The organism is Pukyongiella litopenaei, from assembly GCF_003008555.2.
Taxonomy (GTDB): Bacteria; Pseudomonadota; Alphaproteobacteria; order Rhodobacterales; family Rhodobacteraceae; genus Pukyongiella; species Pukyongiella litopenaei.
This window is the reverse complement of the sequence record NZ_CP027665.1, coordinates 3,059,027-3,084,964: the sequence shown is the minus strand read 5'-3', so window position 1 is coordinate 3,084,964 and position 25,938 is coordinate 3,059,027. Positions and strand designations below refer to the sequence as shown.

Annotated in this window: 26 protein-coding genes; 14 read left to right on the top strand and 12 right to left on the bottom strand. The window is 68.2% G+C overall.

What is annotated here, in order from left to right:
• Positions 1 to 48 precede the first annotated feature (48 nt).
• Positions 49 to 873 carry a phosphate acyltransferase gene (locus C6Y53_RS15255; protein ID WP_244614850.1) on the bottom strand — a complete coding sequence of 275 codons (825 nt, stop codon included), beginning with the start codon at positions 871 to 873 and terminating at the stop codon, positions 49 to 51.
• A 63-nt stretch (positions 874 to 936) separates the two neighbouring features.
• On the opposite strand from C6Y53_RS15255, the gene C6Y53_RS15250 reads away from it, so the two are divergent.
• The 4 genes from C6Y53_RS15250 to C6Y53_RS15235 all read left to right on the top strand — a co-directional run bounded on the left by C6Y53_RS15250 (position 937) and on the right by C6Y53_RS15235 (position 6,742).
• Positions 937 to 2,076, top strand: coding sequence for a citrate/2-methylcitrate synthase (locus C6Y53_RS15250; RefSeq protein ID WP_106473214.1), 1,140 nt, complete (start codon positions 937 to 939; stop codon positions 2,074 to 2,076).
• A gap of 121 nt (positions 2,077 to 2,197) precedes the next feature.
• Positions 2,198 to 5,017 carry a molybdopterin oxidoreductase family protein gene (locus tag C6Y53_RS15245; RefSeq protein WP_106473213.1) on the top strand — a complete coding sequence of 940 codons (2,820 nt, stop codon included), beginning with the start codon at positions 2,198 to 2,200 and terminating at the stop codon, positions 5,015 to 5,017.
• 103 nt (positions 5,018 to 5,120) lie between these two features.
• Positions 5,121 to 5,870, top strand: coding sequence for a 4Fe-4S dicluster domain-containing protein (locus C6Y53_RS15240; protein ID WP_106473212.1), 750 nt, complete (start codon positions 5,121 to 5,123; stop codon positions 5,868 to 5,870).
• Positions 5,870 to 6,742: a dimethyl sulfoxide reductase anchor subunit family protein gene (locus C6Y53_RS15235; protein WP_106473211.1), complete on the top strand. Its 873-nt coding sequence runs from the start codon at positions 5,870 to 5,872 to the stop codon at positions 6,740 to 6,742. The genes C6Y53_RS15240 and C6Y53_RS15235 overlap by 1 nt, the downstream gene beginning before the upstream one ends.
• Positions 6,743 to 6,847: 105 nt before the next feature.
• Here the strand turns inward: C6Y53_RS15235 and dapA are convergent, their stop codons facing one another.
• On the bottom strand, positions 6,848 to 7,720 hold the full coding sequence (dapA, locus tag C6Y53_RS15230; RefSeq protein ID WP_106473210.1) for a 4-hydroxy-tetrahydrodipicolinate synthase: 873 nt from the start codon (positions 7,718 to 7,720) through the stop codon (positions 6,848 to 6,850).
• A 120-nt stretch (positions 7,721 to 7,840) separates the two neighbouring features.
• Here dapA and C6Y53_RS15225 point away from each other — a divergent pair, with 120 nt between their 5' ends.
• A complete protein-coding gene (locus C6Y53_RS15225) occupies positions 7,841 to 9,823 on the top strand; it encodes a lytic transglycosylase domain-containing protein (protein ID WP_106473209.1) in 1,983 nt (660 codons plus the stop codon).
• Here C6Y53_RS15225 and C6Y53_RS15220 read toward each other — a convergent pair.
• Positions 9,797 to 10,684, bottom strand: coding sequence for a DMT family transporter (locus tag C6Y53_RS15220; protein WP_106473208.1), 888 nt, complete (start codon positions 10,682 to 10,684; stop codon positions 9,797 to 9,799). The genes C6Y53_RS15225 and C6Y53_RS15220 overlap by 27 nt on opposite strands.
• Complete coding sequence (mnmC2, locus tag C6Y53_RS15215) at positions 10,681 to 11,361, bottom strand: tRNA (5-methylaminomethyl-2-thiouridine)(34)-methyltransferase MnmC2 (protein WP_106473207.1); 681 nt, start codon at positions 11,359 to 11,361, stop codon at positions 10,681 to 10,683. The genes C6Y53_RS15220 and mnmC2 overlap by 4 nt, the downstream gene beginning before the upstream one ends.
• A 55-nt stretch (positions 11,362 to 11,416) precedes the next feature.
• On the opposite strand from mnmC2, the gene C6Y53_RS15210 reads away from it, so the two are divergent.
• A complete protein-coding gene (locus tag C6Y53_RS15210; RefSeq protein ID WP_211299401.1) occupies positions 11,417 to 12,457 on the top strand; it encodes an NAD(P)/FAD-dependent oxidoreductase in 1,041 nt (346 codons plus the stop codon).
• Here the strand turns inward: C6Y53_RS15210 and C6Y53_RS15205 are convergent.
• Positions 12,454 to 13,272, bottom strand: coding sequence for an HTD2 family dehydratase (locus tag C6Y53_RS15205; RefSeq protein ID WP_106473205.1), 819 nt, complete (start codon positions 13,270 to 13,272; stop codon positions 12,454 to 12,456). The two genes, C6Y53_RS15210 and C6Y53_RS15205, sit on opposite strands and share 4 nt — an antisense overlap.
• A gap of 41 nt (positions 13,273 to 13,313) precedes the next feature.
• On the opposite strand from C6Y53_RS15205, the gene C6Y53_RS15200 reads away from it, so the two are divergent.
• Positions 13,314 to 13,715 carry a VOC family protein gene (locus C6Y53_RS15200; RefSeq protein ID WP_106473204.1) on the top strand — a complete coding sequence of 134 codons (402 nt, stop codon included), beginning with the start codon at positions 13,314 to 13,316 and terminating at the stop codon, positions 13,713 to 13,715.
• On the opposite strand, the gene C6Y53_RS15195 is transcribed toward C6Y53_RS15200, so the two are convergent.
• From C6Y53_RS15195 to C6Y53_RS15185, 3 genes are all read right to left on the bottom strand, one after another.
• Positions 13,712 to 14,254: an NADPH-dependent FMN reductase gene (locus C6Y53_RS15195; RefSeq protein ID WP_106473203.1), complete on the bottom strand. Its 543-nt coding sequence runs from the start codon at positions 14,252 to 14,254 to the stop codon at positions 13,712 to 13,714. The two genes, C6Y53_RS15200 and C6Y53_RS15195, sit on opposite strands and share 4 nt — an antisense overlap.
• A 4-nt stretch (positions 14,255 to 14,258) precedes the next feature.
• The gene (locus C6Y53_RS15190; protein WP_106473202.1) at positions 14,259 to 14,915 is read right to left on the bottom strand and encodes a YiaD family glycine zipper/OmpA-like lipoprotein; all 657 of its coding nucleotides are present in this window, start codon (positions 14,913 to 14,915) and stop codon (positions 14,259 to 14,261) included.
• A gap of 114 nt (positions 14,916 to 15,029) precedes the next feature.
• Positions 15,030 to 15,881: a methylated-DNA--[protein]-cysteine S-methyltransferase gene (locus C6Y53_RS15185; protein ID WP_106474135.1), complete on the bottom strand. Its 852-nt coding sequence runs from the start codon at positions 15,879 to 15,881 to the stop codon at positions 15,030 to 15,032.
• Positions 15,882 to 16,018: 137 nt separating this feature from the next.
• Between C6Y53_RS15185 and nth the strand changes: the two genes are divergently transcribed.
• The 6 genes from nth to grxD all read left to right on the top strand — a co-directional run bounded on the left by nth (position 16,019) and on the right by grxD (position 21,241).
• A complete protein-coding gene (gene nth / locus C6Y53_RS15180; protein WP_106473201.1) occupies positions 16,019 to 16,663 on the top strand; it encodes an endonuclease III in 645 nt (214 codons plus the stop codon).
• Complete coding sequence (locus C6Y53_RS15175; RefSeq protein ID WP_106473200.1) at positions 16,660 to 17,649, top strand: adenosine kinase; 990 nt, start codon at positions 16,660 to 16,662, stop codon at positions 17,647 to 17,649. The genes nth and C6Y53_RS15175 overlap by 4 nt, the downstream gene beginning before the upstream one ends.
• Positions 17,646 to 18,263 carry a GNAT family N-acetyltransferase gene (locus C6Y53_RS15170; protein ID WP_106473199.1) on the top strand — a complete coding sequence of 206 codons (618 nt, stop codon included), beginning with the start codon at positions 17,646 to 17,648 and terminating at the stop codon, positions 18,261 to 18,263. The genes C6Y53_RS15175 and C6Y53_RS15170 overlap by 4 nt, the downstream gene beginning before the upstream one ends.
• A 114-nt stretch (positions 18,264 to 18,377) precedes the next feature.
• The gene (purL, locus tag C6Y53_RS15165) at positions 18,378 to 20,537 is read left to right on the top strand and encodes a phosphoribosylformylglycinamidine synthase subunit PurL (RefSeq protein ID WP_106473198.1); all 2,160 of its coding nucleotides are present in this window, start codon (positions 18,378 to 18,380) and stop codon (positions 20,535 to 20,537) included.
• Positions 20,538 to 20,607: 70 nt separating this feature from the next.
• Positions 20,608 to 20,850 (top strand): BolA/IbaG family iron-sulfur metabolism protein, encoded by a 243-nt coding sequence (locus tag C6Y53_RS15160; protein WP_106473197.1) that lies wholly within the window; start codon positions 20,608 to 20,610, stop codon positions 20,848 to 20,850.
• A 28-nt stretch (positions 20,851 to 20,878) separates the two neighbouring features.
• On the top strand, positions 20,879 to 21,241 hold the full coding sequence (gene grxD / locus C6Y53_RS15155) for a Grx4 family monothiol glutaredoxin (protein ID WP_106473196.1): 363 nt from the start codon (positions 20,879 to 20,881) through the stop codon (positions 21,239 to 21,241).
• A gap of 40 nt (positions 21,242 to 21,281) precedes the next feature.
• Here the strand turns inward: grxD and C6Y53_RS15150 are convergent, their stop codons facing one another.
• Genes C6Y53_RS15150 through C6Y53_RS15140 form a run of 3 tightly spaced genes read right to left on the bottom strand, consistent with a single transcriptional unit; the run spans position 21,282 to position 22,508 of the window.
• Positions 21,282 to 21,644, bottom strand: coding sequence for an MliC family protein (locus C6Y53_RS15150; protein ID WP_106473195.1), 363 nt, complete (start codon positions 21,642 to 21,644; stop codon positions 21,282 to 21,284).
• Positions 21,641 to 22,042 (bottom strand): cell division protein ZapA, encoded by a 402-nt coding sequence (locus C6Y53_RS15145; protein WP_106473194.1) that lies wholly within the window; start codon positions 22,040 to 22,042, stop codon positions 21,641 to 21,643. Before C6Y53_RS15145 ends, C6Y53_RS15150 begins: the two co-directional genes overlap by 4 nt.
• 1 nt (position 22,043) lies before the next feature.
• Entirely contained in the window at positions 22,044 to 22,508 is a 465-nt protein-coding gene (locus C6Y53_RS15140; protein ID WP_106473193.1) for a hypothetical protein, read from the bottom strand.
• A gap of 259 nt (positions 22,509 to 22,767) precedes the next feature.
• Between C6Y53_RS15140 and tkt the strand changes: the two genes are divergently transcribed.
• Positions 22,768 to 24,789 carry a transketolase gene (gene tkt, locus C6Y53_RS15135; protein ID WP_106473192.1) on the top strand — a complete coding sequence of 674 codons (2,022 nt, stop codon included), beginning with the start codon at positions 22,768 to 22,770 and terminating at the stop codon, positions 24,787 to 24,789.
• Positions 24,790 to 24,856: 67 nt separating this feature from the next.
• Here tkt and C6Y53_RS15130 read toward each other — a convergent pair whose 3' ends face one another.
• On the bottom strand, positions 24,857 to 25,834 hold the full coding sequence (locus C6Y53_RS15130) for a DUF808 domain-containing protein (RefSeq protein WP_106473191.1): 978 nt from the start codon (positions 25,832 to 25,834) through the stop codon (positions 24,857 to 24,859).
• Positions 25,835 to 25,938: the final 104 nt, after the last annotated feature.

Below are 25,938 nucleotides of genomic sequence, written 5' to 3'. Positions count from 1 at the left end.
TGCCCGGAAAATTCAGACAGGCGACGGCAGGCCCCGCGTGAGCCGGCGTCAGTTCAACGCCACGGTCACCGCCGTGGCCGCCACGATATCGTCCACCGTCGCACCGCGGCTCAGGTCGCAGACCGGGCGGCGGAACCCCTGCAGGATCGGTCCCAGCGCCTGTGCCCCGGCCAGTTCCCGGCAGAGCTTGTAGGCGATGTTGCCCGCGTCGAGCGAAGGAAAGACCAGGACATTGGCATCCACCGCCTCGATCCCCTTGGTCCGGGCGATGGCGGCGTTCAGCGCCGCGTCGGCCTGTATCGGCCCGGCGAACCCGGTGGCATCCGCCGCCGCGCGGACCCGTTCGACACTGTCGCCCGCCCCGGATGTGCCGGTGGAAAAGGACAGCATCGCCACCCGCGCCGACCCCAGCAGGGCCTGGCCCGTCGCCGCCGAGGCCCGCGCGATGGCCGTCAGCGTCGCGGCATCCGGGTCCACGTTCACCGCGCAATCGGCAAAGATCATCTCGCGCCCGTCGGGAAACAGCATCAGGAAGAACGACGACGGCGCTTCCACGCCGGGGGCGAGCCCGATGCTCAGCGACGCCGCCTCGATCACCCGCCGCGTGGGACTGTCGACACCGGCGACCATCGCATCCGCTTCGCCCGCGGCCACCATCGCCGCCGCGCGGATCAGCGGTTTGCCCAGCATCCGCCGGGCGAGCCCCGGTTTCATTCCACGCTGGGCGACGATGGCCCCGACCTGCGCCTCGGTCGGTTCGGACAGCGGCACCGGGTCACAGATCGCCTCGGCGCGCAGCCGGTCGACGGCGGCCGCGACGCGCGGCGCGTCCATTTCGGGAAACACAACGCGCGCCCGGCGCGTCCGTGCCATATCGCATATCTCGTCAAGCACTGGCATAAGAGCCTCCATACGCACCCCAGGAAGGAGCCCGCCATGACCGGCAACGTCAAGATCAACCGTGGCCTCAAAGGCGTCTATTTCGAACGCTCCGGTGTCAGCGACATCGACGGGGCGGCGGGCGAACTGTCCTATCGCGGCTATTCGATCCACGATCTGGCCACCCATTCCAGTTTCGAAGAGGTCGCCTATCTGCTGATCCACGGCGAGTTGCCGACCGCCGCACAACTTGCCGACTTCGACGCCGCGCTGCGGGCCGGGCGCGATCTGCCGCCGGGCGTTCTCGGTGTCATCGAGACCTGCCGGGACGGTCACCCGATGGATGTGCTGCGCACCGCCGTTTCGGCGCTGGCCGCGCTGGACCCCGCCAGCGCCGACAATTCCGAACAGGGCATGATCGCGACCGGCCTGCGCCTGACCGCCCAGCTGCCGGTTCTCGTCGCCCATCACCACGCGATCCGCGAAGGCCGCGATCCGGTCGCCCCCGATCCGGAACTGGGCCACGCCACCAACTGGCTGTGGATGCTCAAGGGCCAAAAACCGTCCGCCGAGGCCGCGCGGCTGGCCGACGTGGATTTCATCCTTCATGCCGAACACGGCTCGAACGCGTCGAGCTTTGCCGCGCGTGTCACCATCGGCACCGAGGCCGGCCTGCACGGTGCGATCACGACGGCGCTGGCCACGCTGGCCGGCCCCGCCCATGGCGGCGCGGCCGAGGACGTGATGAAGATGGTGCAGGATATCGGCAGCCCCGAAAACGCCGCCGAATACGTCAGGGCCAAGCGCGCCGCGCGCGAGGCGGTCACCGGGTTCGGCCACCGGGTCTATCGCCGCGAGGACCCCCGCGCCCGGCACATGCGCGACGGCGTGCGCCGGCTGGGCGAGGAAATGGGCGCCCCGCAATGGTATGAAATCCTGCAGGCGGTGGTCGAGGCAATGAAACCCTATGCGCGGCACGGGCTGAACGTGAATGTCGATTTCTATTCCGGCGTCATCTACCAGTTGCACGGCATCCCGATGGATCTCTATGTGCCGATCTTTGCCATCGGCCGGATGCCCGGCTGGGTGATCCAGTGTCTCGAACAGGCCCGGCGCAACATCCTGATCCGCCCGCTGACGCTCTATGACGGCCCACCTCCGCGTGCCTATGTCCCGCTGCAGGATCGCGGAACGTAATCGCCCGCCCGCTGCCGCACCCGGCACGGCATCCCCTATTCACCTGCTATTCAGGGATATTGTTCCGAACGCGCTTCTGCCCTAGCGTAACCCGCAGCAACGCGGATCATTCAGGGCAGACATGACCGAACAGCCACGCCTGGACCTCTCGCCACCGGTATCCGACGAGATCCGGCGCACCACCTGCTACATGTGCGCCTGCCGCTGCGGCATCAACGTGCACATGAAGGACGGCAAGGTCGCCTATATCGAGGGCAATCGCGACCATCCGGTCAATCGCGGCGTGCTCTGCGCCAAGGGCAGCGCCGGGATCATGCAGGTCAACGCGCCGTCGCGGCTGCGGGCGCCGCTGAAACGGGTCGGCCCGCGCGGGTCCGGCGAATTCGAGGAAATCGGCTGGGACGAGGCGCTGGAGATCGCCACCGGCTGGCTGGCTCCGATCCGGCGCGACAATCCCGAGAAACTCGCCTTTTTCACCGGCCGCGACCAGTCGCAGAGCTTCACCAGCTTCTGGGCGCAGAATTTCGGCACGCCCAACTATGCCGCCCATGGCGGGTTCTGCTCGGTCAACATGGCGGCGGCGGGCATCTACACGATGGGCGGGGCGTTCTGGGAATTCGGCCAGCCGGACTGGGACCGCACCCGGCTGTTCATGATCTTCGGCGTCGCCGAGGACCATGACAGCAACCCGATCAAGATCGGCCTGGGCAAGCTGAAGGCGCGCGGCGCGCGGGTGATCGGGGTGAACCCGATCCGCACCGGCTACAACGCGATTGCCGATGACTGGATCGGCATCACGCCAGGCACCGACGGGTTGTTCATCCTGTCGCTGGTGCATCTGCTGCTCAAGGCGGGCCGGATCGACCTCGACTATCTCGCCCGGTTCACCAACGCGCCGGTGCTGGTCAACGGCGATCCGGGTTCGCCGGATTACGGGCTGTTCCTGCGCGACGAAGCGGGCCGCGAACTGGTGATCGACCGCGCGACCGGCCAGCTCGCGGCCTTTGATGCGCCCGGCATCCGCCCCGATCTGGCCGCCAGCCACCGCCATGCCGGCGTCAGCCACCGCCCGGTGTTCCAGCTCATCGCCGAACGCTACCTGTCGGACGACTATGCCCCCGAGGCCGTGGCCGACCGCTGCGGTATCCCGGCCGGCAAGATCCGCGCCGTGGCCGCCGAACTGGCCCGTGTCGCGTTCGACGAAGCGTTCGAGATCGACCGCGAATGGACCGATTTCCGCGGCGAAACCCACGAGACCATGACCGGCCGCCCGGTCAGCTTTCACGCCATGCGCGGGGTCTCGGCCCATGCCAACGGGTTCCAGACCTGCCGCACGCTGCACCTGCTGCAGATCCTGCTGGGCACGGTCGAGGTGCCCGGCGGGTTCCGGTTCAAACCGCCCTACCCCAAGCCGGTCCATGCCCATCCCACGCCGCACAGCGCCAGTGCCCCCGACAGCCCGCTGGACGGGCCGCATCTGGGGTTTCCGCGCGGCCCCGAAGACCTGGCGCTGAAGCCCGACGGCAGCGCGGCCCGGATCGACAAGGCATTCACCTGGGAAAACCCGCTATCGGTGCACGGGCTGATGCATATGGTGATCTCGAACGCCCATGCCGGCGATCCCTATCGCATCGACACGCTGTTTCTCTACATGGCGAACATGGCGTGGAACTCGTCGATGAACACCGCCCGCACCATGGAGATGCTGACCGACACAGACGAGAACGGCGATTATGTGATCCCGCGCATCATCTATTCGGATGCCTATTCCTCCGAGATGGTCGCCTATGCCGATCTCGTGCTGCCGGATGCCACCTATCTCGAACGCCATGACTGCATCTCGCTGCTCGACCGCCCGATCTGCGAGGCCGAGGCGGCGGCGGACGCGATCCGCTGGCCGGTGATCGACCCCGAGCGCGACGGCCATGAAGGCGTGCGCGGGTTCCAATCGGTGCTGATCGACCTCGCCGTGCGGCTGAACCTGCCCGGTTTCGTGACCGATGACGGCCGCGCCAGGTATGCCGATTACGCCGATTACATCGTCAACCACGAACGCAAGCCCGGCATCGGCCCGCTGGCAGGCTGGCGCGGCGACGGCGACGACGCCGGGCGCGGCGCCCCCAACCCCAACCAGCTCGACCGCTATATCGAGAATGGCGGTTTCTGGATCGGCCATATCCCGGACGAGGCCCAGTTCTACAAGCCCTGGAACCGCGCCTATCAGGACTGGGCGGTGGGCCTGGGCCTCTATGACAGCCCCCAGCCCTACCTGTTCCAGCTCTATGCCGAACCGATGCGCCGGTTCCAGCTGGCCGCCGAGGGGCACGGGCCGCGCCAGCCCCCAGACCACATGCGCGACCGTCTGCGCGCGGCGATGGACCCGCTGCCGGGCTGGACGCCCGCCTGCGGCGACGATCCCGCCTATCCGGTCCACGCCCTGACCCAGCGGCCGATGGCGATGTATCATTCCTGGGGCAGCCAGAACGCATGGCTTCGGCAGATCCACGGCCGCAACCCGCTCTACCTGCCGACGCGGCTGATGCGTGGCAACGGGCTGCGCGACGGCGACTGGGCGCGGGTCACCTCGCCCCACGGAGAGATCACCGTGCCGGTGATGGAAATGGCCGCGCTCAACGCCAACACGGTCTGGACCTGGAACGCCATCGGCAAACGCAAGGGCGCCTGGGCGCTCGCGCCCGATGTGCCCGAAACCCGCGAGGGCTTCCTGCTCAACCACCTGATAGGGGAACTTCTGCCCGAACGGGACGACGGCATGCGCTGGTCCAACTCCGATCCGGTCACCGGCCAGGCCGCGTGGTTCGACCTCAAGGTCCGGATCGAAAAGGCCAATCCGCCCGATGCGAGCCAACCCGCCTTCCCGGGCCTGAACGCCCCGGTGGGCCACGGCCCCGCCGAACTCCGCTGGAAGGTCGGGAAATGACCCGCCCCCTTCCTCTTGCCGGAAATATCCCGGGGGAGTCGCCGCAGGCGACGGGGGCAGCGCCCCCGGCCCACGCCTGCGCCCATGCCGGAGGGCCGCCACGATGACCGACCTTCCCGGCACCACCGACCGCAAGCTGGGCCTGGTGATCGACCTCGACACCTGTGTCGGCTGCCATGCCTGCGTGGTGGCCTGCAAGGGCTGGAACACCCAGAATTACGGCGCGCCGCTTTCGGATCAGGCCCCGTATGGCGACCTGCCATCGGGCACGTTCCTCAACCGGGTCCACAGCTACGAGGTCGTTCCGGACGAGGGTGCCGCGCAGCTGGTGCATTTCCCGAAATCCTGCCTGCATTGCGACGACGCCCCCTGCGTGACCGTCTGCCCCACAGGCGCCAGCTACAAGCGGGCCGAGGACGGTATCGTGCTGGTCAACGAATCCGACTGCATCGGCTGCGGCCTCTGCGCCTGGGCCTGTCCCTATGGGGCGCGTGAAATGGATGCCGCCGAAGGCGTGATGAAGAAATGCACGCTCTGCGTGGACCGTATCTACAACGACAACCTGCCCGAAGCGGACAGGATCCCAGCCTGCGTGCGCACCTGCCCCGCCGGCGCGCGCCATTTCGGCGACCTGGGCGACCCGGACAGCGCGGTTTCGCAGCTGGTGGCGGAGCGCGGCGGGTTCGACCTGATGCCGGAACAGGGCACGAAACCGGTCAACAAATACCTGCCGCCGCGCCCCAAGGACCGGCTGGACGAGAGTATCGACGTGCTGGCCCCGCTGCTGGCGCCGGTGGCGGAAGAACCGCGCGGCTTCATCGCCTGGCTCGACAAGGCGCTGGAGAGGTTCTGATGCACCCCGCCCCCTCCGTCATCCTGTTTACCACGTTCTCCGGGCTCGGCTTCGGACTGCTGGCCTGGCTCGGCTTCGGCATTCCGGCCGTAACGGGCTGGGTGGCTTTCGTGTTCTTTGCCATCGCCTATGCGCTGGCCATCGGCGGGCTGGTCGCCTCGGCCTTTCACCTCGGCCACCCTGAACGGGCGATCAAGGCCTTTACCCAGTGGCGGTCGAGCTGGCTCAGCCGGGAAGCCTGGAGTTCGGTTGCGGCCCTGCTGGTGATGGCGGTGGCCGGGGCGGGCGCGGTGTTTTTCGGCGCCGGCCGGAGCGCGGCGGGGGTCGTCGGCGCGGTGCTGTGTCTCGGCACCGTGTTCGCCACCTCGATGATCTACACGCAGCTGCGTTCGGTGCCGCGCTGGCATCACTGGCTGACACCGGCAATGTTCCTCGGCTTCAGCCTCGCCGGGGGGGCGCTGCTCGCCGGTCAGGTCACGCCGGCGCCGTGGCTGCTGCTGTTGGCGGGCATCGTGCAGGTCGCGCATTGGCGGATGGGCGACACGGCGCTTGCTCGCTCGGGCAGTTCGCTGGCCACGGCCACCGGGCTGGGCGGGCTCGGCCGGTTGCGTGCCTTCGAGCCGCCGCACACCTCCCCCAACTACCTGATGCGCGAATTCATCCATGTGGTCGGGCGAAAACATCGTGACCGGCTGCGGGTGATTGCGCTGGGGCTGGGTTTTGCCCTGCCCGCGGCGCTGGTGATGCTGCCGTTTTCCCATATTCTGGCCGCGCTGGCGGTGGTGAGCCACATCATCGGCGTCCTTGCGTCGCGCTGGCTGTTCTTTGCCGAGGCGGAGCATGTGGTCGGGCTCTATTACGGCGCGCGGTGAAGCCGTGGCCGGCATGACCGCCTGAGGCGAAAGGGGGCCAGCCCCCTCTTGGCCCGTTCCGGGCCAATACACCCCCGGGATATTTCCGGCAAGAGGAGGGCGAGATCAGAGCAGCCCGGCGTGAGCCATGGCCGCGTCGATCGCGGCCCTTGTGCCATCGGTCAGCGGGGTCAGCGGCGAACGCACCTCTTCGGAGCAGAGGCCCAGCCGGCCGAGCGCGTATTTGGCGCCGACCAGCCCCGGTTCAAGAAAGATCGCCTCGTGCAGCGGCATCAGCCGGTCCTGATAGGCCAGCGCCGTGGTGTAGTCCCCGGCCAGCGTCGCCGCCTGGAACTCGGCACAGAGCCGCGGCACGACATTGGCGGTCACGCTGATGCAGCCGACGCCGCCATGGGCGTTGAACCCCAGCGCGCTGGCGTCCTCGCCGGAGAGTTGCACGAAATCCGTGCCGCAGCTGGCGCGTTGCTGGCTGACGCGGGTGATGTCGCCGGTGGCGTCCTTGACACCGATGATGCGCGGCAGTTTCGCCAGTTCGCCCATGGTTTCCGGCGTCATGTCGACCACCGAGCGGCCGGGGATGTTGTAGATCACGATCGGCAGATCGCAGCAGTCGTGCAGCGCAGTGAAATGCGCGATGAGCCCGCGCTGCGTCGGCTTGTTGTAATAGGGTGTCACGACCAGCGCGGCGGCGGCGCCGACGGCCTTGGCATGCTGCATGAAGCGTGCCGATTCGACGGTGTTGTTCGAGCCCGCGCCCGCGATCACCGGCACCCGTCCATCGGCGGCGCGGACAACCTCGGCGACCACGATCTCATGTTCTTCATGGGTCAGCGTCGGGCTTTCGCCGGTGGTGCCCACGGGCACCAGCGCGGACGAGCCTTCGGCGATCTGCCAGTCCACCAGCCGTTTGAGCGTATCCAGGTCCAGCGCGCCGTTGGCGAACGGGGTGACGAGGGCCGGCATCGAGCCTTGGAACATGGGTGCTCTCCTTGGTCGGTCATCCGGTTCCCGCGCATCTGGCACGAATGTGAGTTGATTGCCGCGCGCCAACCGGTATCGTCTCAGCCTCTAGCGTTTGAGAGGCGGGAAATGCAAGGGATGACACGCATCGCGGCGCTGACGGCCTGTCTTTGGGCGACCGCGCCGGGCGTTGTGCTGAGCGCGCCGTCGGATGCGCAGGCGGCACAGTCGCTGAGCGCCGCCTTCGAGCAGATGCGCGCGGGCGACTGGGGCGCGGCGCTGGCGGCGGCCGGCGCGCAGGCATCGGTGGCGCGCGACATCGTCGAATGGCACCGGCTGCGGGCGGGCGAGGGATCGGCCGCGGATGCGATGGCGTTTCTCGACCGCCGCCCGGACTGGCCGGGGCTGGACTGGCTGCGCCGGCGCAGCGAACCCGCCGTGGTCAGCGCCGGGCGCGACGCGATGGTCGCCTTTTTCGCCGAAGCCCCGCCGCAGACCCCCGAGGGGGTGCTGGGCCATTCCGCCGTGCTGGCCGCCACCGGCCATGAGGGCGATGCCGAGGCCGAGCTGGTGATGGCCTGGCGCACGATGCCGATGGGCGCCACTGTGCAGGGCGATTATCTCGAGAAACACCGCAAGCTGCTGGCGCCGCATCATGCCGCGCGGCTCGACCGGATGCTGTGGGACGGCCATATCGAGAGCGCCCGCCGGATGGTGCCCCTGGTCGATGACGGGCAGGGCAAGCTCGCCGAGGCGCGGATCGCGCTTTACGACATGGCTCCAGGGGTGGACGCGCGGATCGAAGCGGTGCCCGATATGCTGCGCGATGCGCCGGGCCTGGCCCATGCGCGGTTCGTCTGGCGCGACCGCAAGAAGGGCCGAGACGAAGACGCCATCGAACTGCTGCTGGAGCGCAGCAAGACACCCGCGCTGCTGGGCGAGCCGGAGAAATGGGCGAAACGCCGGGTCGCCCTGGCCCGGCAGGACATGCGCAACGGCAATCCCGAGCGGGCATATCGCATCGCCAGCGTTCACCACACCACGCCCGAAGCGGGCTATGTCTATGCGGACCTGGAATGGACCGCAGGGTTCATCGCGCTGCGGCTGCTGGGGGATCCGGCCACCGCGCTGCGCCATTTTCAGCGCTTCGAGGCCGCCGTCGCATCGCCCATCTCCAAGGGGCGCGCGGGCTATTGGATCGGCCGCGCACAAGAGGCGCTGGGCAACCCGGACGGGGCGCAGGCGGGATACGCGCTGGCCGCGGGATACCAGACCTCGTTCTACGGGCTGCTGGCGGCGGAACAGATCGGGCGCGGTTTCGACAGCAACCTGGCCGACCCGCCGCTGCTGCCCGACTGGCGCGAAGCCGAGTTCATGCAGTCCAGCGTGCTGAAGGCGGCGCTGCTGCTGCTGAAGGCGGGCGAGGACGGGCTGGCCGAGCGGTTCCTGACCCACCTGGTCGAAACGCTCGACCCGGTGGCCGCCGGGCAGCTTGGCAACATGGTACTCGACATGGGGCGCCCGCATCTCGCCGTGATGATCGGCAAACGCGCGGCGCGCGGCGGGGTGGTGTTGCCGGCCGCCTATTACCCGCTGCATCCGCTGGCCGACATGGACCTGCCGATGGCCAAGGAAATGACGCTGGCGATCGCGCGGCGCGAAAGCGAATTCGACCCGGTCGTGGTCAGCCACGCGGGCGCGCGGGGCCTGATGCAGGTCATGCCGGCGACCGCCGAGGCGGTGGCCGCCGACATGGGCATTCTCGCCGCCCACCGCAGCGAGATGCTGCTGTCGGACTGGCGCTACAACGCCCGGCTGGGCGCGCGCTACCTGGCCGGGCTGGCCGGTGAACTGAACGGGAATATCGTGATGATGTCGGCCGGCTACAATGCCGGGCCGGGGCGGCCGATCCGCTGGGCGCAGACCTATGGCGACCCGCGCAGCGGCGCCGTGGACATCGTCGACTGGATCGAGATGATCCCCTTCGACGAAACCCGCAACTATGTGATGCGGGTCACCGAGAGCCTGCCGATCTACCGCGCCCGGCTGGGCAAGACGCCGCTGCCGATCCCGTTTTCGCAGGAGCTGACCGGCTCAACGCTGCTTGCGTTCGCGCCATAGGGTGAACAGGCCCGCGCAGATGATCAGCGCCGCGCCGGCCATGACCGCCGGTCGCAGGGTTTCGCCGAACAGGAACAGGCCCAGAACCGCGCTCCACAGCAGGTGGAAATAGGCAAAGGGCTGCACCGCGCTGGCCTCGGCCATCTCGTAGCACTTGATCAGCAGCCCGTGGCCCAGCACCCCGGTCACGCAGAGCGCGGCCATCCAGCCCCAGTCCGGGGCGGTCATCGGCACCCAGAACCACAGCCCCACCGCCGTCATCGCGACCGCGCCGGAGGTGCCGGTCCAGAAGAAACTGGTGGCGGCGCTGTCGCGGCGGGCGGCATAGCGGGTCAGCAGGCCGTAAAGCGCGAACATCAGTGCCGAAATCAGCGGGATCACCGCCCAGGGGTCGAACACGCCCATGCCCGGCTGCAGGATCACCAGCACACCGATGCAACCGATCAGGATCGCCATCCAGCGCCGCCAGCCCACCCGTTCACCCAGCACCGGCCCGCTCAGCGCCGCGACCATCAGCGGGTAACAGATGAACACCGCCATGCTCTCGATCAGGCCCAGCACGGTAAAGCCGAATACGGCGACGCAGATTTCCCCTGCCAGCAGCAACCCCCGGGTGATCTGGAGCCGGGGCTGGTCGGTGCGCACCGCCGCCCGCAACCCGCCGGGCGCGCGCGCCGCCAGCGCGATCACGAAGGCGGCGAAGAACCAGTAGCGGATCATCACCACCATGTAGGTGTTGTAGGTTCCGGCGAGATGCCGGGAGATGCCGTCCTGCAGCGCGAACACCACGGTGGACGCGACCATCAGCGCGATCCCGGCAGGCACGTTGTTCTGCTGGACGACGGCGGCTCGGTCGCTCATCGCAGGATCCCCCGCGTCATGTGCCGCTTGCGGCCGTATCCGGGCGCGCGGGTGACGGTGAACCCGGCAGCCTCCAGACCCCGGCGCACGAAACCGGCGGCGGTATAGGTCGCCACCGTGCCGCCGGGTGCGGTGTGGCGGGCGACCTGCTGCAACAGCGTTTCATCCCACAGCTCGGGGTTCTTGGCCGGTGCGAACCCGTCGAGAAACCACGCATCCGCGCCTCCGGCCCATCGCGGCAGGGTGGCGCGTGCATCGCCTTCGATCACCTCGACCTGCACCGTGCCCAGGTCGCAGCGCCCCGTCCCCGGCCAGACCGCGAGAAAGCGTTCGGCATATGCACCCAGTTCGGGGAAGGCCGCCAATGCGCGCGCCATGTCGCCGGGCGACATCGGGTAGGCCTCGAAGCTGGTGAAGCGCAATGGCCCCGCCTGACCCGCACCCTGCCCCGTAGCCTCCCACGCCGCCCAGGCGGCGAGCAGGTTCAGCCCGGTGCCGAACCCCAGTTCGGCGATGTGAAACCCGGGCCGGAACCGGTCCGGCAGATCGTTGCCGCCGAGAAAGACGTGACGGGTTTCGGCCAGCCCGTCGCCGAGCGAGAAATAGGGGTCGTCGAACCGGGCCGAAACCGGCACCCGCCCGTCGCGCCAATGCAGTTCTGCCCGCCGCTCACCCATGCTAGCCTGTCCGAGAATATGCCGTTCGCGGCGACACTGGCGAAAGGCTGGGGGATTGGCAATGGTCGATGTAACGGTGCGCGGAGCGGGGATCTTCGGTCTGTCGATCGCGTGGACCTGCGCCCGGCGCGGGGCTTCCGTGCGGGTGGTGGACCCGCATGGCCCCGGCGCCGGATCGAGCGGCGGGCTGGTCGGCGCGCTGGCCCCGCACGTTCCCGAGAACTGGAACGACAAGAAGGCGTTCCAGCTCGACAGCCTGCTGATGGCCGAATCGTTCTGGGCCGATGTCGAGGCCACCGGCGGCGTGTCGCCGGGCTATGCGCGCACCGGCCGGTTGCAGCCGGTGGCAGACGAGGCCGCACTGGCGCTGGCACGGCAGCGGGCGGCGGGGGCGGACACCCTGTGGCGCGGACAGGCCGACTGGCGCGTGGTCGAGGCGGCGGAACTGGGCGACTGGGCCCCGCCCAGCCCGACCGGATATGTGATCCACGACACGCTGAGCGCCCGGATGCACCCCCGCCACGCCTGCGCCGCGCTGGCCGCCGGGTTGCGGGTTCTGGGGGTCGAAATCATCACCGAAGCCGCCGATGCGGGCCGGGTGGTGCAGGCCACCGGCCATGCCGGGCTGGCCGAGCTGACCGCCGCGCTGGGGCGGGCCGTCGGCGGCGGGGTCAAGGGCCAGGCGGCACTGCTGCGTTTCGCCAGCCGCGACGCGCCCCAGGTTTTTGCCGATGGTGTGCATATCGTCCCCCATGCGGATGGAACGCTCGCGGTCGGTTCGACCAGCGAACGGGACTGGGACGACCCGACCGCCACCGATGCGGCGCTCGACGCAGTGATCGACCGCGCGGTCGCGGCGATGCCGGTGCTGCATGGTGCCGAAGTGATCGAACGCTGGGCCGGTATCCGCCCGCGTGCCCGGTCGCGGGCGCCGATGCTGGGCGCGCATCCGCTCTGTCCGGGCCAGTTCATCGCCAATGGCGGGTTCAAGATCGGCTTCGGCATGGCCCCCAAGGTGGCCGAGGTCATGGCCGACCTGCTGCTGGAAGACCGCGACACGATCCCCGACGGGTTCCGGCCCGAAGCCTCGCTCTAGGCGCCCCGCGCCACCGGCGTGGCGGTGGCGCTCATCACCAGCCGCCCGTCCGGTCCCCGCACCCAGAGATCGGGGCCGTTGCGGCAACAGGTGCCGGTTTCGAAATGCATCAGCGGCGACGCGGCGCGAAAACTGAATTCGCCCAGAGGGCCCATCAGATCCCCGGCCAGCAGCATCAGCTGCTGCGCCAGCAACGGCCCGTGCACCACCAGCCCGTCATAGCCTTCGACATCGCGGGCATAGTCGAGATCGTAATGGATGCGATGCCCGTTGAAGGTCAGCGCCGAATAGCGGAACAGCAGCGTGGAATCGAACGCGATCTCGCGGGCGTCAGTTTCGTCGGTGCGGGCAACCGGGGCCAGCGGGCGCGGGGCATCGCGGTGCGGGTCCTGCCGATAGACGAGCTCCTGCCACTCGGTCAGGCACAGCTCGCCGCCCTGCCGGATCTCGTGGCGCAGCGTGACAAAGCCCAGCGGCCCGCTGCGCCCATGCTTGTGCTCGGCGCTTTCGACCACGCTCAGCCGGTCGGCCGGTGCGCCCGCCCGCAGCGGCATGGCGAACCGGAGCCTGCCGCCGGCCCACATCCGGCGCGGCAGGCCCAGATCGGGGATCAGCCCGCCCAGCTTCGGATGCCCGTCACGGCCCAGCCCATCGGGCGGATGCACGGCCCAGAAATAGAGCTGGTGAAAGAACGGCGGCAGCGGCATGCCCGCCTCGATATCCGGCTCCCGCCCCAACGCCGCCTGAAACGCCCGGGCGCGGGCGGGGTCGATCAGGTCCGACCGGGTTTCGCTGGCAGTATGCACCTGTTTCATGATCAAAGGGTAGGACCGCCGCGCCCAAAGGACAACCGCACATGACGCCACGGCTGGCCACGCTCGATCACCTCGTCCTGACCGTGTCCGACATCGATGTCTCGGTGGCGTTCTACACGCAGGTGCTGGGCATGGTGGCCGAACGGTTCCGGCCTGCCGATGGCGACCCGCGCCTGGCGCTGAAATTCGGACGTCAGAAAATCAACCTGCACCCCGCCGCCGCACCCTATGCGCCCTGCGCGGCGCAGGCCGGCGCCGGGACCGCCGATCTGTGTTTCCTGACCGATACGCCGCTGGCCGATTGGCAGGCCCACCTGGCCGCCGAGGGCATCGCCATCGAGCAGGGCCCGGTTCCGCGCAACGGTGCGACCGGGCCGATCATGTCGATCTATCTGCGCGATCCCGATGGCAACCTGATCGAGATTGCCACGCCCGCCGCCTAGCGCCCGATCTCGGCGCGCAGCTTGTCCATCAGCGCCTGCACCGCCGCGCGGTTGAGGTCGCTGCCCAGCCGGCCGCTCTCGTCGAACGCGTTCCGGCTGCCCGCCAGATGGACCGCCGGCCCCTGCAGGACACGCGGCTGGAACGGGACCAGGCAGGCGCGCAGCATCGTCTGCGCCTGTTCGCCCCCGGCGCGTCCCGCCGCCGCCGACATCACGGCGACGGGCTTGTCGGCCCAGGGATTGCCCGGTGTCCGGCTGACCCAGTCGAACGCGTTTTTCAGCACGCCCGATATCCCCTTGTTGTATTCAGGGGTCGAGATCACCACCGCATCCGCCACAGCGATTTGATCGGCTAGCCGCTGCACGGCCGGCGGGATGCCCGCGCGCTCCTCGTCATCCGCATCGTAAAGCGGCAACCGCGGATCGGCCTCGACGAGGGCGCAGGGGCCGAACAGGCGGGCCGCTTCGCGGATCAGGCGCCGGTTGGTGGCATCCGCACGCAGCGAACCGGACAGGCCGAGCAGAACAGGATCGGTCACGCGATCAGCCCTGGTTCGGGATCACGACGATCTCGACGCGCCGGTTCTGCGCCCGACCTTCGGGCGTCAGGTTCGACGCGACCGGCTGTTCCTCGCCCCGGCCGATGGTCTGCAACCGGCCATAACCCACGCCGCCAGCCTGCAGCAGGTCCGCCACCGCGCCGGCGCGGCGCTGGGACAGGCCAAAGTTATATGTGGCGTCACCCTGGTTGTCGGTGTGGCCGATCACCTGCACCGAGCTGTTGGGATACCGCACGAGATTGTCCGCGACCTTGCCGACCTCGGAGCGCAGCGACGGCCGCACGGTGTAGCTGTCGGTGTCGAAGGTGATGTCCTGCGGCAGCGACACCACCAGCTGTTCGCCGGTATTGGTCACGGTGATCCCGTCATTGGCCAGCTGGGCGCGCAGTTCCGCCGCCTGCTTGTCGAGCTGGTTGCCGATCAGGCCGCCCGCGACCGCGCCCGCGGCAGCCGCCAGCGCGATGTTCTTGCCTCCGCCGCCGGTGACCGCGGTGACCCCCGCGCCCAGCACGCCGCCCAGCAGGGCGCCCTGCTGGGCCTTGGAATGGTCCGCATTCGGATCGAGAAGCGCCGGATCGGTGCAACCGGCCACGGCAACGGCGCCGCCCAGCAGCAGCGCAACGGTCAATTTTCTGGTCATGGTGCTCAAACCTCTGCTCTGGTCCCGGTTCTTCCGGCCACCTTTGGCGCGGACTATAGCACAGGTAGGTGCGGACGCCTCAAGGCGTAACTGACGGGCCGCGCCCACGGACGCTCACGATTCCGCGCGCGCCGCCTCGAAGGCCAGCATCGCCCGCTTGACCTGCAGGCCCCAGTGGTAGCCGCCCAGCCCGCCGGATTTGCGCAGCGCGCGATGGCACGGGATCAGCCAGCTCACCGGGTTGCGCCCCACTGCTGTGCCGACCGCGCGCACCGCGCGGGGATGGCCCACCGCCTGCGCGATCTCGGAATAGGTGGTGACGCTGCCCGACGGGATCGCCAGCAGCGCCTCCCAGACCTTGATCTGGAACGGCGCGCCGATCATGTGCAGCCGGGTTTCGCCGGATTGGGCAAAGGCCGCTTCGGCCCAGGGGCGCAGCGCATCCACGTCCTCGACGAAACCGGCCTCGGGCCAGCGCGACGCCAGATCGGCAAAGGCGGCGTCGCGGCTGCATTCCGATCCAAAGGCGATCCCGCACAGCCCCCGGTCGGTGGCCATGACCAGTGCCGGGCCGAACGGGCTGTCGAGCCACCCCCAGCGGATCGTCAGCCCCGCGCCGCGGCGGGCAAACTCGCCGGGGCTCATCGCCTCCCAGCGCAGGAACAGGTCATGCAGGCGGCCGGTGCCCGACAACCCGGTGCCGAGGGCGGTTTCGAGCGTCGAGAACCGGTCGCGCAAGAGCGCCCGCGCATGGCCCAGCGCGAGATATTGCTGATACCGCTTGGGTGATACGCCAACCCATTGCGAAAACAGCCGCTGGAAATGCGCGGGGCTCATGTCCATCCGGGCGGCGAGATCCTCCAGCGACATGTCCTTGCCCCCGCCGGCGCTGTTGTCGTCGATCAGCTCGATCGCCCGGCGCATGACCTGATAGTGATAGCCCTGTTCCGGCGTCTGCATGTTCATGGCGGTCTCCTGCAATCGGTGCGTCGACATTAGGCCCCCCGCCCGCCCGGCGCGACCCGGAACCTGCGATTTCCATGCCTACGGCCCGGCGCGGTTCCCCCTTTACCATCCTGCCGACGGGCGGCATTAAGGCGCGGATGGCCCGGCAACTCGATTACCACGCGATCCACGAGATCTTTTCCCGTTTCCGGGCGTCCGACCCTGAACCCAAGGGCGAACTGGAGCATGTGAACGCCTATACGCTGCTCGTCGCGGTGGCGTTGAGCGCGCAGGCCACCGATGCCGGGGTGAACAAGGCCACGCGCGGGCTGTTTCCCGTCGCCGATACACCGCAGAAGATGCTCGATCTCGGCGAAGCGGGCCTAACCGACCATATCAAGACCATCGGCCTGTTCCGGCAGAAGGCAAAAAATGTCATCCGGCTCAGCCGCATTCTGGTCGAGGATCACGGCGGCGAGGTGCCGTCATCCCGCGCGGCGTTGCAGGCGCTGCCCGGCGTCGGGCGCAAGACCGCGAACGTGGTGCTGAACATGTGGTGGCGCTTTCCGGCCCAGGCGGTGGATACGCATATCTTCCGGCTCGGCAACCGGTCGGGCATCGCTCCGGGCAAGGATGTCGTCGCGGTCGAACGCGCGATCGAGGACAACGTGCCCGCCGAATTCCAGCTTCATGCGCATCACTGGATGATCCTGCATGGGCGCTATACCTGCAAGGCGCGCAAACCCCAATGCGGTGCCTGTTTGATCCGCGACATCTGCCAGTACGAGGAAAAATCCCTATGAAGCGTTACGACCTGGTCGGCATCGGCAATGCCGTCGTCGATGTCATCAGCCAATCCGACGACAGTTTCCTGGATCACATGGGCATCGAGAAAGGGATCATGCAGCTCATCGGGCGCGAGCGGGCCGAGGTGCTCTATGGCGCGATGGACGGCCGCGTCCAGACGCCGGGCGGGTCTGTTGCCAACACCATCGCCGGGGCCGGCGCGCTGGGGCTGGAGACCGCGTTCATCGGCCGGGTGCGCGACGATGCGCTGGGCCAGTTCTATGCCGGCGCGATGAGCGAAAACGGGATCGACTTCGTCAACCCGCCGGTGGCCGATGGCGAATTGCCCACCTCGCGTTCGATGATCTTCGTCTCGCCCGATGGTGAACGCTCGATGAACACCTATCTCGGCATTTCGACCGGGCTGAGTTCGCAGGACGTGTCGCCCGATGTCACCGGCAATGCCAGGATCATGTTTCTCGAAGGCTACCTGTTCGACCACGACGCCGGAAAGACCGCGTTCCGCGAGGCCGCGCGGGCCACGCGCGCGGGCGGCGGGCAGACCGGCATCGCGATCTCAGACCCGTTCTGCGTCGACCGGCACCGGGCCGATTTCATTTCACTGATCCAGCACGATCTGGATTTCGTGATCGGCAACGAGGCGGAAATCCAGTCGCTGTTCGAAAGCGATCACCTGGACGACGCGCTGGTGATGACCGCCGCGCTGTGCCCGCTGGTGGTCTGCACCCGGTCGGGCGACGGGGTGACGGTCATGCAGGGCACCGACCGGATCGACGTGGCCGTGGACGCGATCACGCCGGTGGACGCCACCGGCGCGGGCGACCAGTTCGCCGCCGGGTTCCTCTACGGGATGGCGACCGGGCGCGATCTGAAATCCTGCGCCCGCATCGGCAATATCTGCGCGCGCGAGGTGATCTCTCACATCGGGCCGCGCCCCGAGGCCGATATCGGCGCCATGTTGCGGGCCGAGGGGCTGGCATGACCACGCTTAGCGACGGGTTTCTTGGCGACGGGTTTCATGACATCCCGGCCGGGCGGCTGACGGCGATCGTCACCCATCTGGAAATGCGCGAGGCCGCCGCGCCGCGTCCGGTGCCCGCGCCGGAAAACGCCACGCTGCTGCGCGTCGAACGACCCGAAACGGGGTGGTATCGCGACCTGTTCACCCGCATCGGCGCGCTGGACTGGCTGTGGTATTCGCGGCTGTCGCTGGACGATGCCGCCCTGGCCGCAATCCTGCACGACCCGGCAGTCGAGGTTTACGCGCTCGACCGCGACGGGCAGGCCATCGGCCTGCTGGAGCTGGATTTTCGCCAACCCGGCGCCTGCGAACTGGCCTTTTTCGGACTGACGCCCGAGGCCATTGGCGGGGGGGCCGGCCGTTACCTGATGAACCGGGCCATCGACCTGGCCTGGGCGCGGCCGATCCGCCTGTTTCATGTCCACACCTGCACGCTGGATCATCCCGGCGCGCTCGGCTTCTACATCCGCAGCGGTTTCACCCCCGTCCGCCAGCAGATCGAAGTCGCCCCCGACCCGCGCCTGTCCGGCCTGCTGCCCGAAACCGCCGGGCCGCATGTGCCGCTGTTCCGCTGACGCCAGCCCCGTCCGGGCCGGCCCGAACCGGCGCGGCACCCTTGCCTCTTTCCCCTGCCCCGGCCTTGCCCTAAAAGGCGCGGCAATCACCCCCGACGGAGACGGACGCCCGCCATGCAGGATCCTGCCATCACGCCCGAGCTGATCGCCGCCCACGGGCTCAAGCCCGACGAATACGCGATGATCCTCGACATCATCGGGCGCGAGCCCTCCTTTACCGAACTGGGCATCTTTTCGGCGATGTGGAACGAACATTGTTCCTACAAGTCGTCCAAGAAATGGCTGCGGACCCTGCCCACCGAAGGCCCGCAGGTGATCTGCGGCCCGGGCGAGAACGCCGGCGTGGTGGATATCGGCGACGGCCAGGCCGTGGTCTTCAAGATGGAGAGCCACAACCACCCCTCCTATATCGAACCCTACCAGGGCGCGGCGACCGGCGTGGGCGGCATCCTGCGCGACGTGTTCACCATGGGCGCGCGGCCCGTCGCGGCGATGAACTCGCTCAGCTTCGGCGAGCCGGACCACCCCAGGACCCGGCGGCTGGTGAATGGCGTGGTCGAGGGGATCGGCGGCTATGGCAACTGTTTCGGCGTGCCCACCGTCGGCGGCGAAGTGCGGTTCCACGCCGCCTATAACGGCAACTGCCTGGTGAATGCCTTTGCCGCCGGGCTCGCCGACAGCGACAAGATCTTCTATTCCGCCGCCTCGGGCGTCGGCATGCCGGTGGTCTATCTGGGCGCCAAGACCGGGCGCGACGGGGTCGGCGGCGCCACCATGGCCAGCGCCGAGTTCGACGACACCATCGAGGAAAAGCGCCCCACCGTTCAGGTCGGCGATCCATTCACCGAGAAACGGCTGATGGAGGCGACGCTGGAACTGATGCAGACCGGCGCCGTGATCTCGATCCAGGACATGGGCGCGGCCGGGCTGACCTGCTCGGCGGTCGAGATGGGCGACAAGGGCGGGCTGGGCATCCGGCTCGATCTCGACGCGGTGCCGCAGCGCGAAGAAGGCATGACCGCCTACGAGATGATGCTGTCGGAATCGCAGGAACGGATGCTGATGGTGCTGCGCCCCGAGAAGGAGGCCGAGGCCAAGGCGGTGTTCGACAAATGGGACCTGGATTTCGCCATTGTCGGCGAAACCATTCCCGAGGACCGGTTCCTGATCCTGCATGGCAACACGGTCAAGGCCGACCTGCCGCTGTCGAAACTGTCCTCGACCGCGCCGGAATACGACCGCCCGTGGGCCCCCACCCCGGCCGCCGAACCGCTGGCCGACGTGCCGCAGATCGACCCGGTCGATGCGCTCAGGGCGCTGATCGGCTCGCCCAACTACGCGGCCAAGCAATGGGTCTATGAGCAATATGATTCGATGGTTATGGCCGACACCGTGCGCACGCCCGGGCTGGGCGCGGGCATCGTGCGGGTGCATGGCACCGGCAAGGCGCTGGCATTCGCCAGCGACGTGACGCCGCGCTATGTGCGCGCGAACCCCGAGGAAGGCGGCAAACAGGCCGTGGCCGAAGCGTTCCGCAACCTCTGCGCAGTAGGCGCCACGCCGCTGGCCACCACCGACAACCTGAATTTCGGCAACCCCGAAAAGCCCGAGATCATGGGCCAGTTCGTCGGCGCGATCAAAGGCATCGGCGCAGCCTGCGCCGCGCTCGACATGCCGATCGTCTCGGGCAACGTGTCGCTCTACAACGAAACCGACGGCGCGGCGATCCTGCCCACGCCGACCATCGGCGCGGTGGGCCTGATCGCCGAGGCCGACGACATCATCGGGGCGCAGGTGCGCGACGGGCATGTGGCGCTGGTGGTGGGCGAGACGACCGGCCACCTGGGCCAGTCGGCGCTTCTGGCCGAGGTGTTCAACCGCGAAGAGGGCGACGCGCCGCCCGTCGATCTCGCGGCCGAGCGGCGCAACGGCGAATACATCCGCGCCAACCGCGCCTTCATCAAGGCCTGCACCGACCTGTCCGATGGCGGGCTGGCGCTGGCGGCCTTTGAAATGGCCGAAGCGGCGGGCGTGGGCGTGCAGCTCGACAGCGACGACACCGCGACGCTGTTCGGCGAGGATCAGGGGCGTTACCTCGTGGCCTGCAATTTCGACCAGGCCGAGGCGCTGATGATCGCCGCCGGGCAGGCCGGGGTGCCGATCGCCAGCGTCGGGCGGTTCACCGGCGACACCGTGCGGTTCGGCGGCTCCGAGGCACCGCTGCATGAACTGGCGGCGATCTATCGCGAGACCTTTGCCGCCAGCGCGACCTGATGTCCGGGTCTCTTGCACGCATGCGCGCATCGTCCTACATCGGGAACAGACGAACAGGAGTGACGCCAACATGGCCATGTCAGCCCACGAGATCGAGGCCCTGATCCGCAGCGCCTTTCCGCAGGCAAAGATCACCATCACCGACCTGGCCGGTGACGGAAACCATTACGCCGCCGAAGTGATCGACGAAAGCTTTCGGGGCCAGAACCGCGTGCAGCAGCAACGCGCGGTCTATGCCGCGCTCAAGGGCAAGATGGACGGCCCCACGGGCGATCTGCATGCGCTGGCGCTGACCACCAAGGCGCCCGACTGACCCGACCCTTTCCCCCCGGAGACGACACATGACCAATGCCAAGACCCGCATCGACGAAACCGTGAATGCCAATGACGTGGTGCTCTACATGAAGGGCACCAAGGAAATGCCCCAATGCGGGTTCTCGTCCCGCGTCGCCGGCGTGCTGAACTACATGGGCGTGAACTATGTCGATGTGAACGTGCTCGCCGATGACGAGATTCGGCAGGGCATCAAGGATTACTCGGACTGGCCGACCATTCCGCAGCTCTATGTGAAGGGCGAATTCGTCGGCGGCTGCGACATCATCACCGAGATGACCCTGTCGGGCGAGCTGGACACATTGTTCGAGCAGAACGGCGTGTCCTATGACAAGGACGCCGCCGACAAGATCCGCGAAGCCAACGCCTGACCTGACCCAGATATTGGCCCGACCCTGAGCCGGTCCCGGCTCAGAACCCGGTTTCGGTGTGGCAACCGTCCAGTATGGTTGCCTCTTCGGCGGTGTGGTCGGCCGCCATATGGGTGACGAACGCATCGCTGCCCTTGGTGTAGAGGCGATAGCTGTCCTGCTCGTCCAGCGCCACATAGCGCACGCCCGATCCGCTCGTCGCCTGCCGGAGCGCGACCAGCTTGCCCTCGACCATCATCACCGCCAGCCCCGGCGCGTCGCCGGGGTTGATGAACGTCACCGGCAGCGTCACCGCGCGGTCGCATTGATAGGTCGCGCCGATGACGGCGGGGCCATCCCCGGCCGCCGCGATCCCCGGCAGCGCCAGCAGGGCCGCCGCAATGATGTGGATATGCCGGTTCATGTGTTCTGGTCTCCATGTTCTTCGGCCTGCGCGGCCAGTGCCTCGGCGCGGGCGACGAGTTCGGCCAGCGACTCCGTCAGCGAGTCAGGCACCACCGGCACCTGGATCTGCTGCGGCTCGGGCGGGGGGGCGTTGTTCAGCCGCGTGATCTCGGCATCGCGTTCGGCCAGCTGCATTTCCAGCCGCCGCGCCTTGTCCTCGACGGCGGCGGTGCGGTCGGCCAGCATGAGCCCGGCCATCAGCAGCATCTTTGCCTCGGGCATCCGGCCCAACTGATCGGCCAGAACCTGCGCCTCGTCATCCAGCATCCGCGCCGCGGAATGCAGGAATTCCTCTTCTCCGGGCTGGCACGACACATCGAACCCGCGCCCGCCGATCTGGATCGTTACCTCTGGCATCTCACGCATCCTCCGCAGCTTCGGTTGCATCCGCCTGCGCCAGCAGCGGTTCGAGCCGCGCCAGCAGCGCGCCGGCCTCGGCCGCATCCGCGGCGCGCGCGGCACGCAGGCTTTCGATCTCGGCGAGCATGGCCCGGTTCAGCAATGTCTCATCGGCGCCGCTGGCCTCGCGAAGCGCGGCGCTGGTATCACGCAGCTGGTCATTCGACATCTTCAGCCGCTGCAGATCCATGTCGAGCCGCGCCATCGCCTTGGACTGCGCCTCGGCCGCGTCCCGCGCCGGCTGCGCCGCGGCGGCATCGGCTTCCAGTGTCTCGATCTGCGCCCGCAACTTTTCGTTCGCGGCCTTTTCCGCGTCGAGCGCCGCCATCAGGTCAGCCACGCGCTTCAGCGCCGCCCCGTTCGCGGCGTCGATCCGCAACATGGCGCCGGACAACCGCGCCTGCAGTTCCTCGATCCGTTCCAAGCCTTGTCCCTTCCCGAGCGGCCCGGCCGCCGCCCTGTTGCTACGATTACCATCCGCGAATCAGCGCGGCACCAGATTGCGGCGATTCTAAACAAACCCGCGGCGGATTTCGCCCCCCCGTTTGCTTTCAACCACTTGGACCGGCATCTTCACGCGCATCCCCTGCCCGGCCCTGCGCCGCTTGATCTTTGGCACCCGGCTGGTATTGAGCATCCTGCCGCCAGAGTACACCATCTGACCAATCCGAAGGACGAAGCCGTTGGATCTTTCCGCCCTGCGCACCGCCAATCCCGAACACTGGACCAAGGCCGCAGCCATCCGCGCGTTGACGCTGGATGCCGTTCATGCCGCCAACTCGGGCCATTCCGGCATGCCGATGGGCATGGCCGACGTGGCCACCGTGCTGTTCGAAAAACACCTGAAATTCGATGCCTCGGCGCCCGACTGGCCCGATCGCGACCGGTTCATCCTGTCCGCCGGGCACGGCTCGATGCTGCTCTATTCGCTGCTCTACCTGACCGGCTACGAGGACATGACGCTGGAGCAGGTCCGGAACTTCCGCCAATGGGGCGCGCGCACGGCGGGGCACCCGGAATACGGCCACGCCAAGGGCATCGAGACGACCACCGGCCCGCTGGGCCAGGGCATCGCCAACTCGGTCGGTTTCGCGCTGGCGGAGGAAATCCAGCGCGCCCATTACGGCCGCAAGGTGGTGGATCACCACACCTATGTGATCGCCGGTGACGGCTGCCTGATGGAAGGCGTCAGCCAGGAAGCGATCAGCTTTGCCGGCAAGCACGCGCTGTCGCGGCTGATCGTGCTGTGGGACAACAACAACATCACCATCGACGGCACCGTGGACATGGCCGACAGCACCGACCAGGTGGCCCGGTTCCGCGCCTCGGGCTGGCATGTGCAGCAGATCGACGGCCACGACCCGGCCGCCATCGACGAAGCCATTGCCCGCGCCAAGACCACCCGCAAGCCGTCGATGATCGCCTGCAAGACCCATATCGCACTCGGCCACGCCGCCCAGGACACCTCCAAGGGCCACGGCGCCCTGACCGACCCGGACCAGCTCAAGGCCGCGAAAGAGGCCTATGGCTGGACCACCCCGGCCTTCGTCGTGCCCGATGACGTGAAAACCGCCTGGGAAGCGATCGGCGCCCGCGGCGCCGCGGCCCGCGCCGAATGGGAGGCCCGGTTCGCCTCGATCTCCGAGCGGCGCCAGGCCGAGTTCAGACGCGCCTATGCCCGCGAACTGCCCAGGAAACTGACCGGGACCATCCGCGCGCTGAAGAAACAGGCCAGCGAGGCCGGCCACAAGGTAGCCACGCGCAAGAGCTCGGAAATGGTGCTCGAACTGGTCAACCCGGTGCTGCGCGAAACCGTGGGCGGCTCGGCCGACCTGACCGGGTCGAACAACACCAAGACCGGGGATCTCGGCGTTTTCGGCGCCGACAACCGCAAGGGCCGCTACATCCACTGGGGTATCCGCGAACACGGCATGGCGGCGGCGATGAACGGCATGGCGCTGCATGGTGGTATCCGCCCCTATGGCGGCACCTTCATGGCGTTCACCGACTATGCCCGCCCGTCGATGCGGCTGGCCGCGCTGATGCGGATCCCGACCGTGTTCGTGATGACCCATGACAGTATCGGCCTGGGCGAAGACGGCCCCACCCACCAGCCGGTGGAACACCTGGCCATTTCCCGCGCCACGCCGAACACATGGGTGTTCCGCCCCGCCGACACCGTGGAGACCGCCGAGGCCTGGGAACTGGCGCTGAGTTCGACGGAAACCCCGTCCGTCCTGTCGCTGACCCGGCAGGGGCTGCCGACGGTGCGCACCCAGCACAAGGGCCGCAACCTGTCCGCGCAGGGGGCCTATGTGCTGGCCGACGCCACCGCCAAACGGCAGGCGATCCTGATCGCCACCGGGTCCGAAGTGTCGATCGCGATGGCCGCGCGCGAATTGCTCGAGGCCGAGGACATCGGCACCCGTGTCGTGTCGATGCCCTGCATGGAACTGTTCGCCACGCAGGACGAAACCTATCGCCGCAAGGTGCTGCCCGCCGGCGCGGTTCGGGTCGGCATCGAGGCCGCCGTCCGCGATGGCGGCTGGGATCGCTGGCTGCTGGGCGAACGCGGGAAGGAAGCCAAGGCCGGTTTCATCGGCATGGACAGCTTTGGCGCCTCCGCGCCCGCCGAGGTGCTCTACGAGAAATTCGGCATCACCGCCGAGGCAACCGTCGCCAAGGTCAAGGAACTGCTGGGCTAACGTTCGATCACGCGCCTGAACGAAGACGCCGCGCCTTTCCCGGGCGCGGCGTTTGTCGTTGCCGCGATCAGTGCCCGCCCGAGGCCGTGCCGCCGGTCATGCGGGACCAGAGCGGAACGATGACCCGCACCACGACCGGGATCAGCGCGAAGCCCAGCGCCAGGCCGAACACGCCATCCATCGCCGCCGTGGCGATCCATTCCCCGGCCTTGCGCATATTCTCGGGCACCCAATGCGCCGCCGCGACGGCCAGATCGTGGATCTGGTGCCCGAGCCAGCCAAAGCCCAGCACTTCGAGCCCGTGGATGACGATCGACCCGCCGACCCAGAGCATGGCCGCGGTGCCGATGATGGTCAGCCACCGCATGAAGCCCGGCATGGCCTTCACCAGCCCCCGCCCCAGCGCCCGTGTCAGCGCGAACCGGCCGTTCTCCGAGACGAACAGGCCGACATCGTCGGCCTTCACGATCACCGCCACGCTGCCATAGACCGCGATGGTGATGCCGATGCCGACCACCGCCAGCGTCGCGGCCTCCATCCAGAAATTGCTCTGCGGGATGGCGGCCAACGCGATGGTCATGATCTCGGCGGACAGGATGAAATCGGTCTTGATGGCACCCGCGGCCTTCTCCTCTTCAAGATGCGCGGGATCGCCGGGCGCGTTTTCGGCAAAACCGGTGTGGGCGTCATGGGGATGCAGGGCGTGCCAGATCTTTTCCGCCCCCTCGAAACACAGATAGGCCCCACCCAGCATCAGCAACGGGTGGATCAGCCAGGGCGCAAAGGCCGACAGCAACAGCGCGGCGGGCAGCAGGAAGAAGATCTTGTTCTTCAGCGACCCCTTGGCGATCTTCCAGATGATCGGCAATTCGCGCGCGGCGGAAAATCCATGCACATATTTCGGCGCCACCGCCGCGTCGTCGATCACGGCGCCCGCCGCCTTGGCGCCCGCCTTGGCCGCCTGCGACGCCACATCGTCGAGCGACGCCGCCGCCACCTTGGCGATCCCCGCCACGTCATCGAGAAGTGCCAGAAGTCCGCTCATCCGTCGTGCCGCCTGTCTGTTGCCCGGTCACAGCCTAACCGATCGTCCGGCGGGGGCAAGCGTTAGCGCAACCGGGCCATGTTTGCGCCAACACGTTCAATACA

Bases quoted from the DNA above. Each gene is read 5' to 3' on its own strand.
- C6Y53_RS15255 (WP_244614850.1), bottom strand. From the start codon at position 873: ATGGCACGGACGCGCCGGGCGCGCGTTGTGTTTCCCGAAATGGACGCG.
- C6Y53_RS15250 (WP_106473214.1), top strand. From the start codon at position 937: ATGACCGGCAACGTCAAGATCAACCGTGGCCTCAAAGGCGTCTATTTC.
- C6Y53_RS15245 (WP_106473213.1), top strand. From the start codon at position 2,198: ATGACCGAACAGCCACGCCTGGACCTCTCGCCACCGGTATCCGACGAG.
- C6Y53_RS15240 (WP_106473212.1), top strand. From the start codon at position 5,121: ATGACCGACCTTCCCGGCACCACCGACCGCAAGCTGGGCCTGGTGATC.
- C6Y53_RS15235 (WP_106473211.1), top strand. From the start codon at position 5,870: ATGCACCCCGCCCCCTCCGTCATCCTGTTTACCACGTTCTCCGGGCTC.
- dapA (WP_106473210.1), bottom strand. From the start codon at position 7,720: ATGTTCCAAGGCTCGATGCCGGCCCTCGTCACCCCGTTCGCCAACGGC.
- C6Y53_RS15225 (WP_106473209.1), top strand. From the start codon at position 7,841: ATGACACGCATCGCGGCGCTGACGGCCTGTCTTTGGGCGACCGCGCCG.
- C6Y53_RS15220 (WP_106473208.1), bottom strand. From the start codon at position 10,684: ATGAGCGACCGAGCCGCCGTCGTCCAGCAGAACAACGTGCCTGCCGGG.
- mnmC2 (WP_106473207.1), bottom strand. From the start codon at position 11,361: ATGGGTGAGCGGCGGGCAGAACTGCATTGGCGCGACGGGCGGGTGCCG.
- C6Y53_RS15205 (WP_106473205.1), bottom strand. From the start codon at position 13,272: ATGAAACAGGTGCATACTGCCAGCGAAACCCGGTCGGACCTGATCGAC.
- C6Y53_RS15200 (WP_106473204.1), top strand. From the start codon at position 13,314: ATGACGCCACGGCTGGCCACGCTCGATCACCTCGTCCTGACCGTGTCC.
- C6Y53_RS15190 (WP_106473202.1), bottom strand. From the start codon at position 14,915: ATGACCAGAAAATTGACCGTTGCGCTGCTGCTGGGCGGCGCCGTTGCC.
- C6Y53_RS15185 (WP_106474135.1), bottom strand. From the start codon at position 15,881: ATGAACATGCAGACGCCGGAACAGGGCTATCACTATCAGGTCATGCGC.
- nth (WP_106473201.1), top strand. From the start codon at position 16,019: ATGGCCCGGCAACTCGATTACCACGCGATCCACGAGATCTTTTCCCGT.
- C6Y53_RS15175 (WP_106473200.1), top strand. From the start codon at position 16,660: ATGAAGCGTTACGACCTGGTCGGCATCGGCAATGCCGTCGTCGATGTC.
- C6Y53_RS15170 (WP_106473199.1), top strand. From the start codon at position 17,646: ATGACCACGCTTAGCGACGGGTTTCTTGGCGACGGGTTTCATGACATC.
- purL (WP_106473198.1), top strand. From the start codon at position 18,378: ATGCAGGATCCTGCCATCACGCCCGAGCTGATCGCCGCCCACGGGCTC.
- C6Y53_RS15160 (WP_106473197.1), top strand. From the start codon at position 20,608: ATGGCCATGTCAGCCCACGAGATCGAGGCCCTGATCCGCAGCGCCTTT.
- grxD (WP_106473196.1), top strand. From the start codon at position 20,879: ATGACCAATGCCAAGACCCGCATCGACGAAACCGTGAATGCCAATGAC.
- C6Y53_RS15150 (WP_106473195.1), bottom strand. From the start codon at position 21,644: ATGAACCGGCATATCCACATCATTGCGGCGGCCCTGCTGGCGCTGCCG.
- C6Y53_RS15145 (WP_106473194.1), bottom strand. From the start codon at position 22,042: ATGCCAGAGGTAACGATCCAGATCGGCGGGCGCGGGTTCGATGTGTCG.
- C6Y53_RS15130 (WP_106473191.1), bottom strand. From the start codon at position 25,834: ATGAGCGGACTTCTGGCACTTCTCGATGACGTGGCGGGGATCGCCAAG.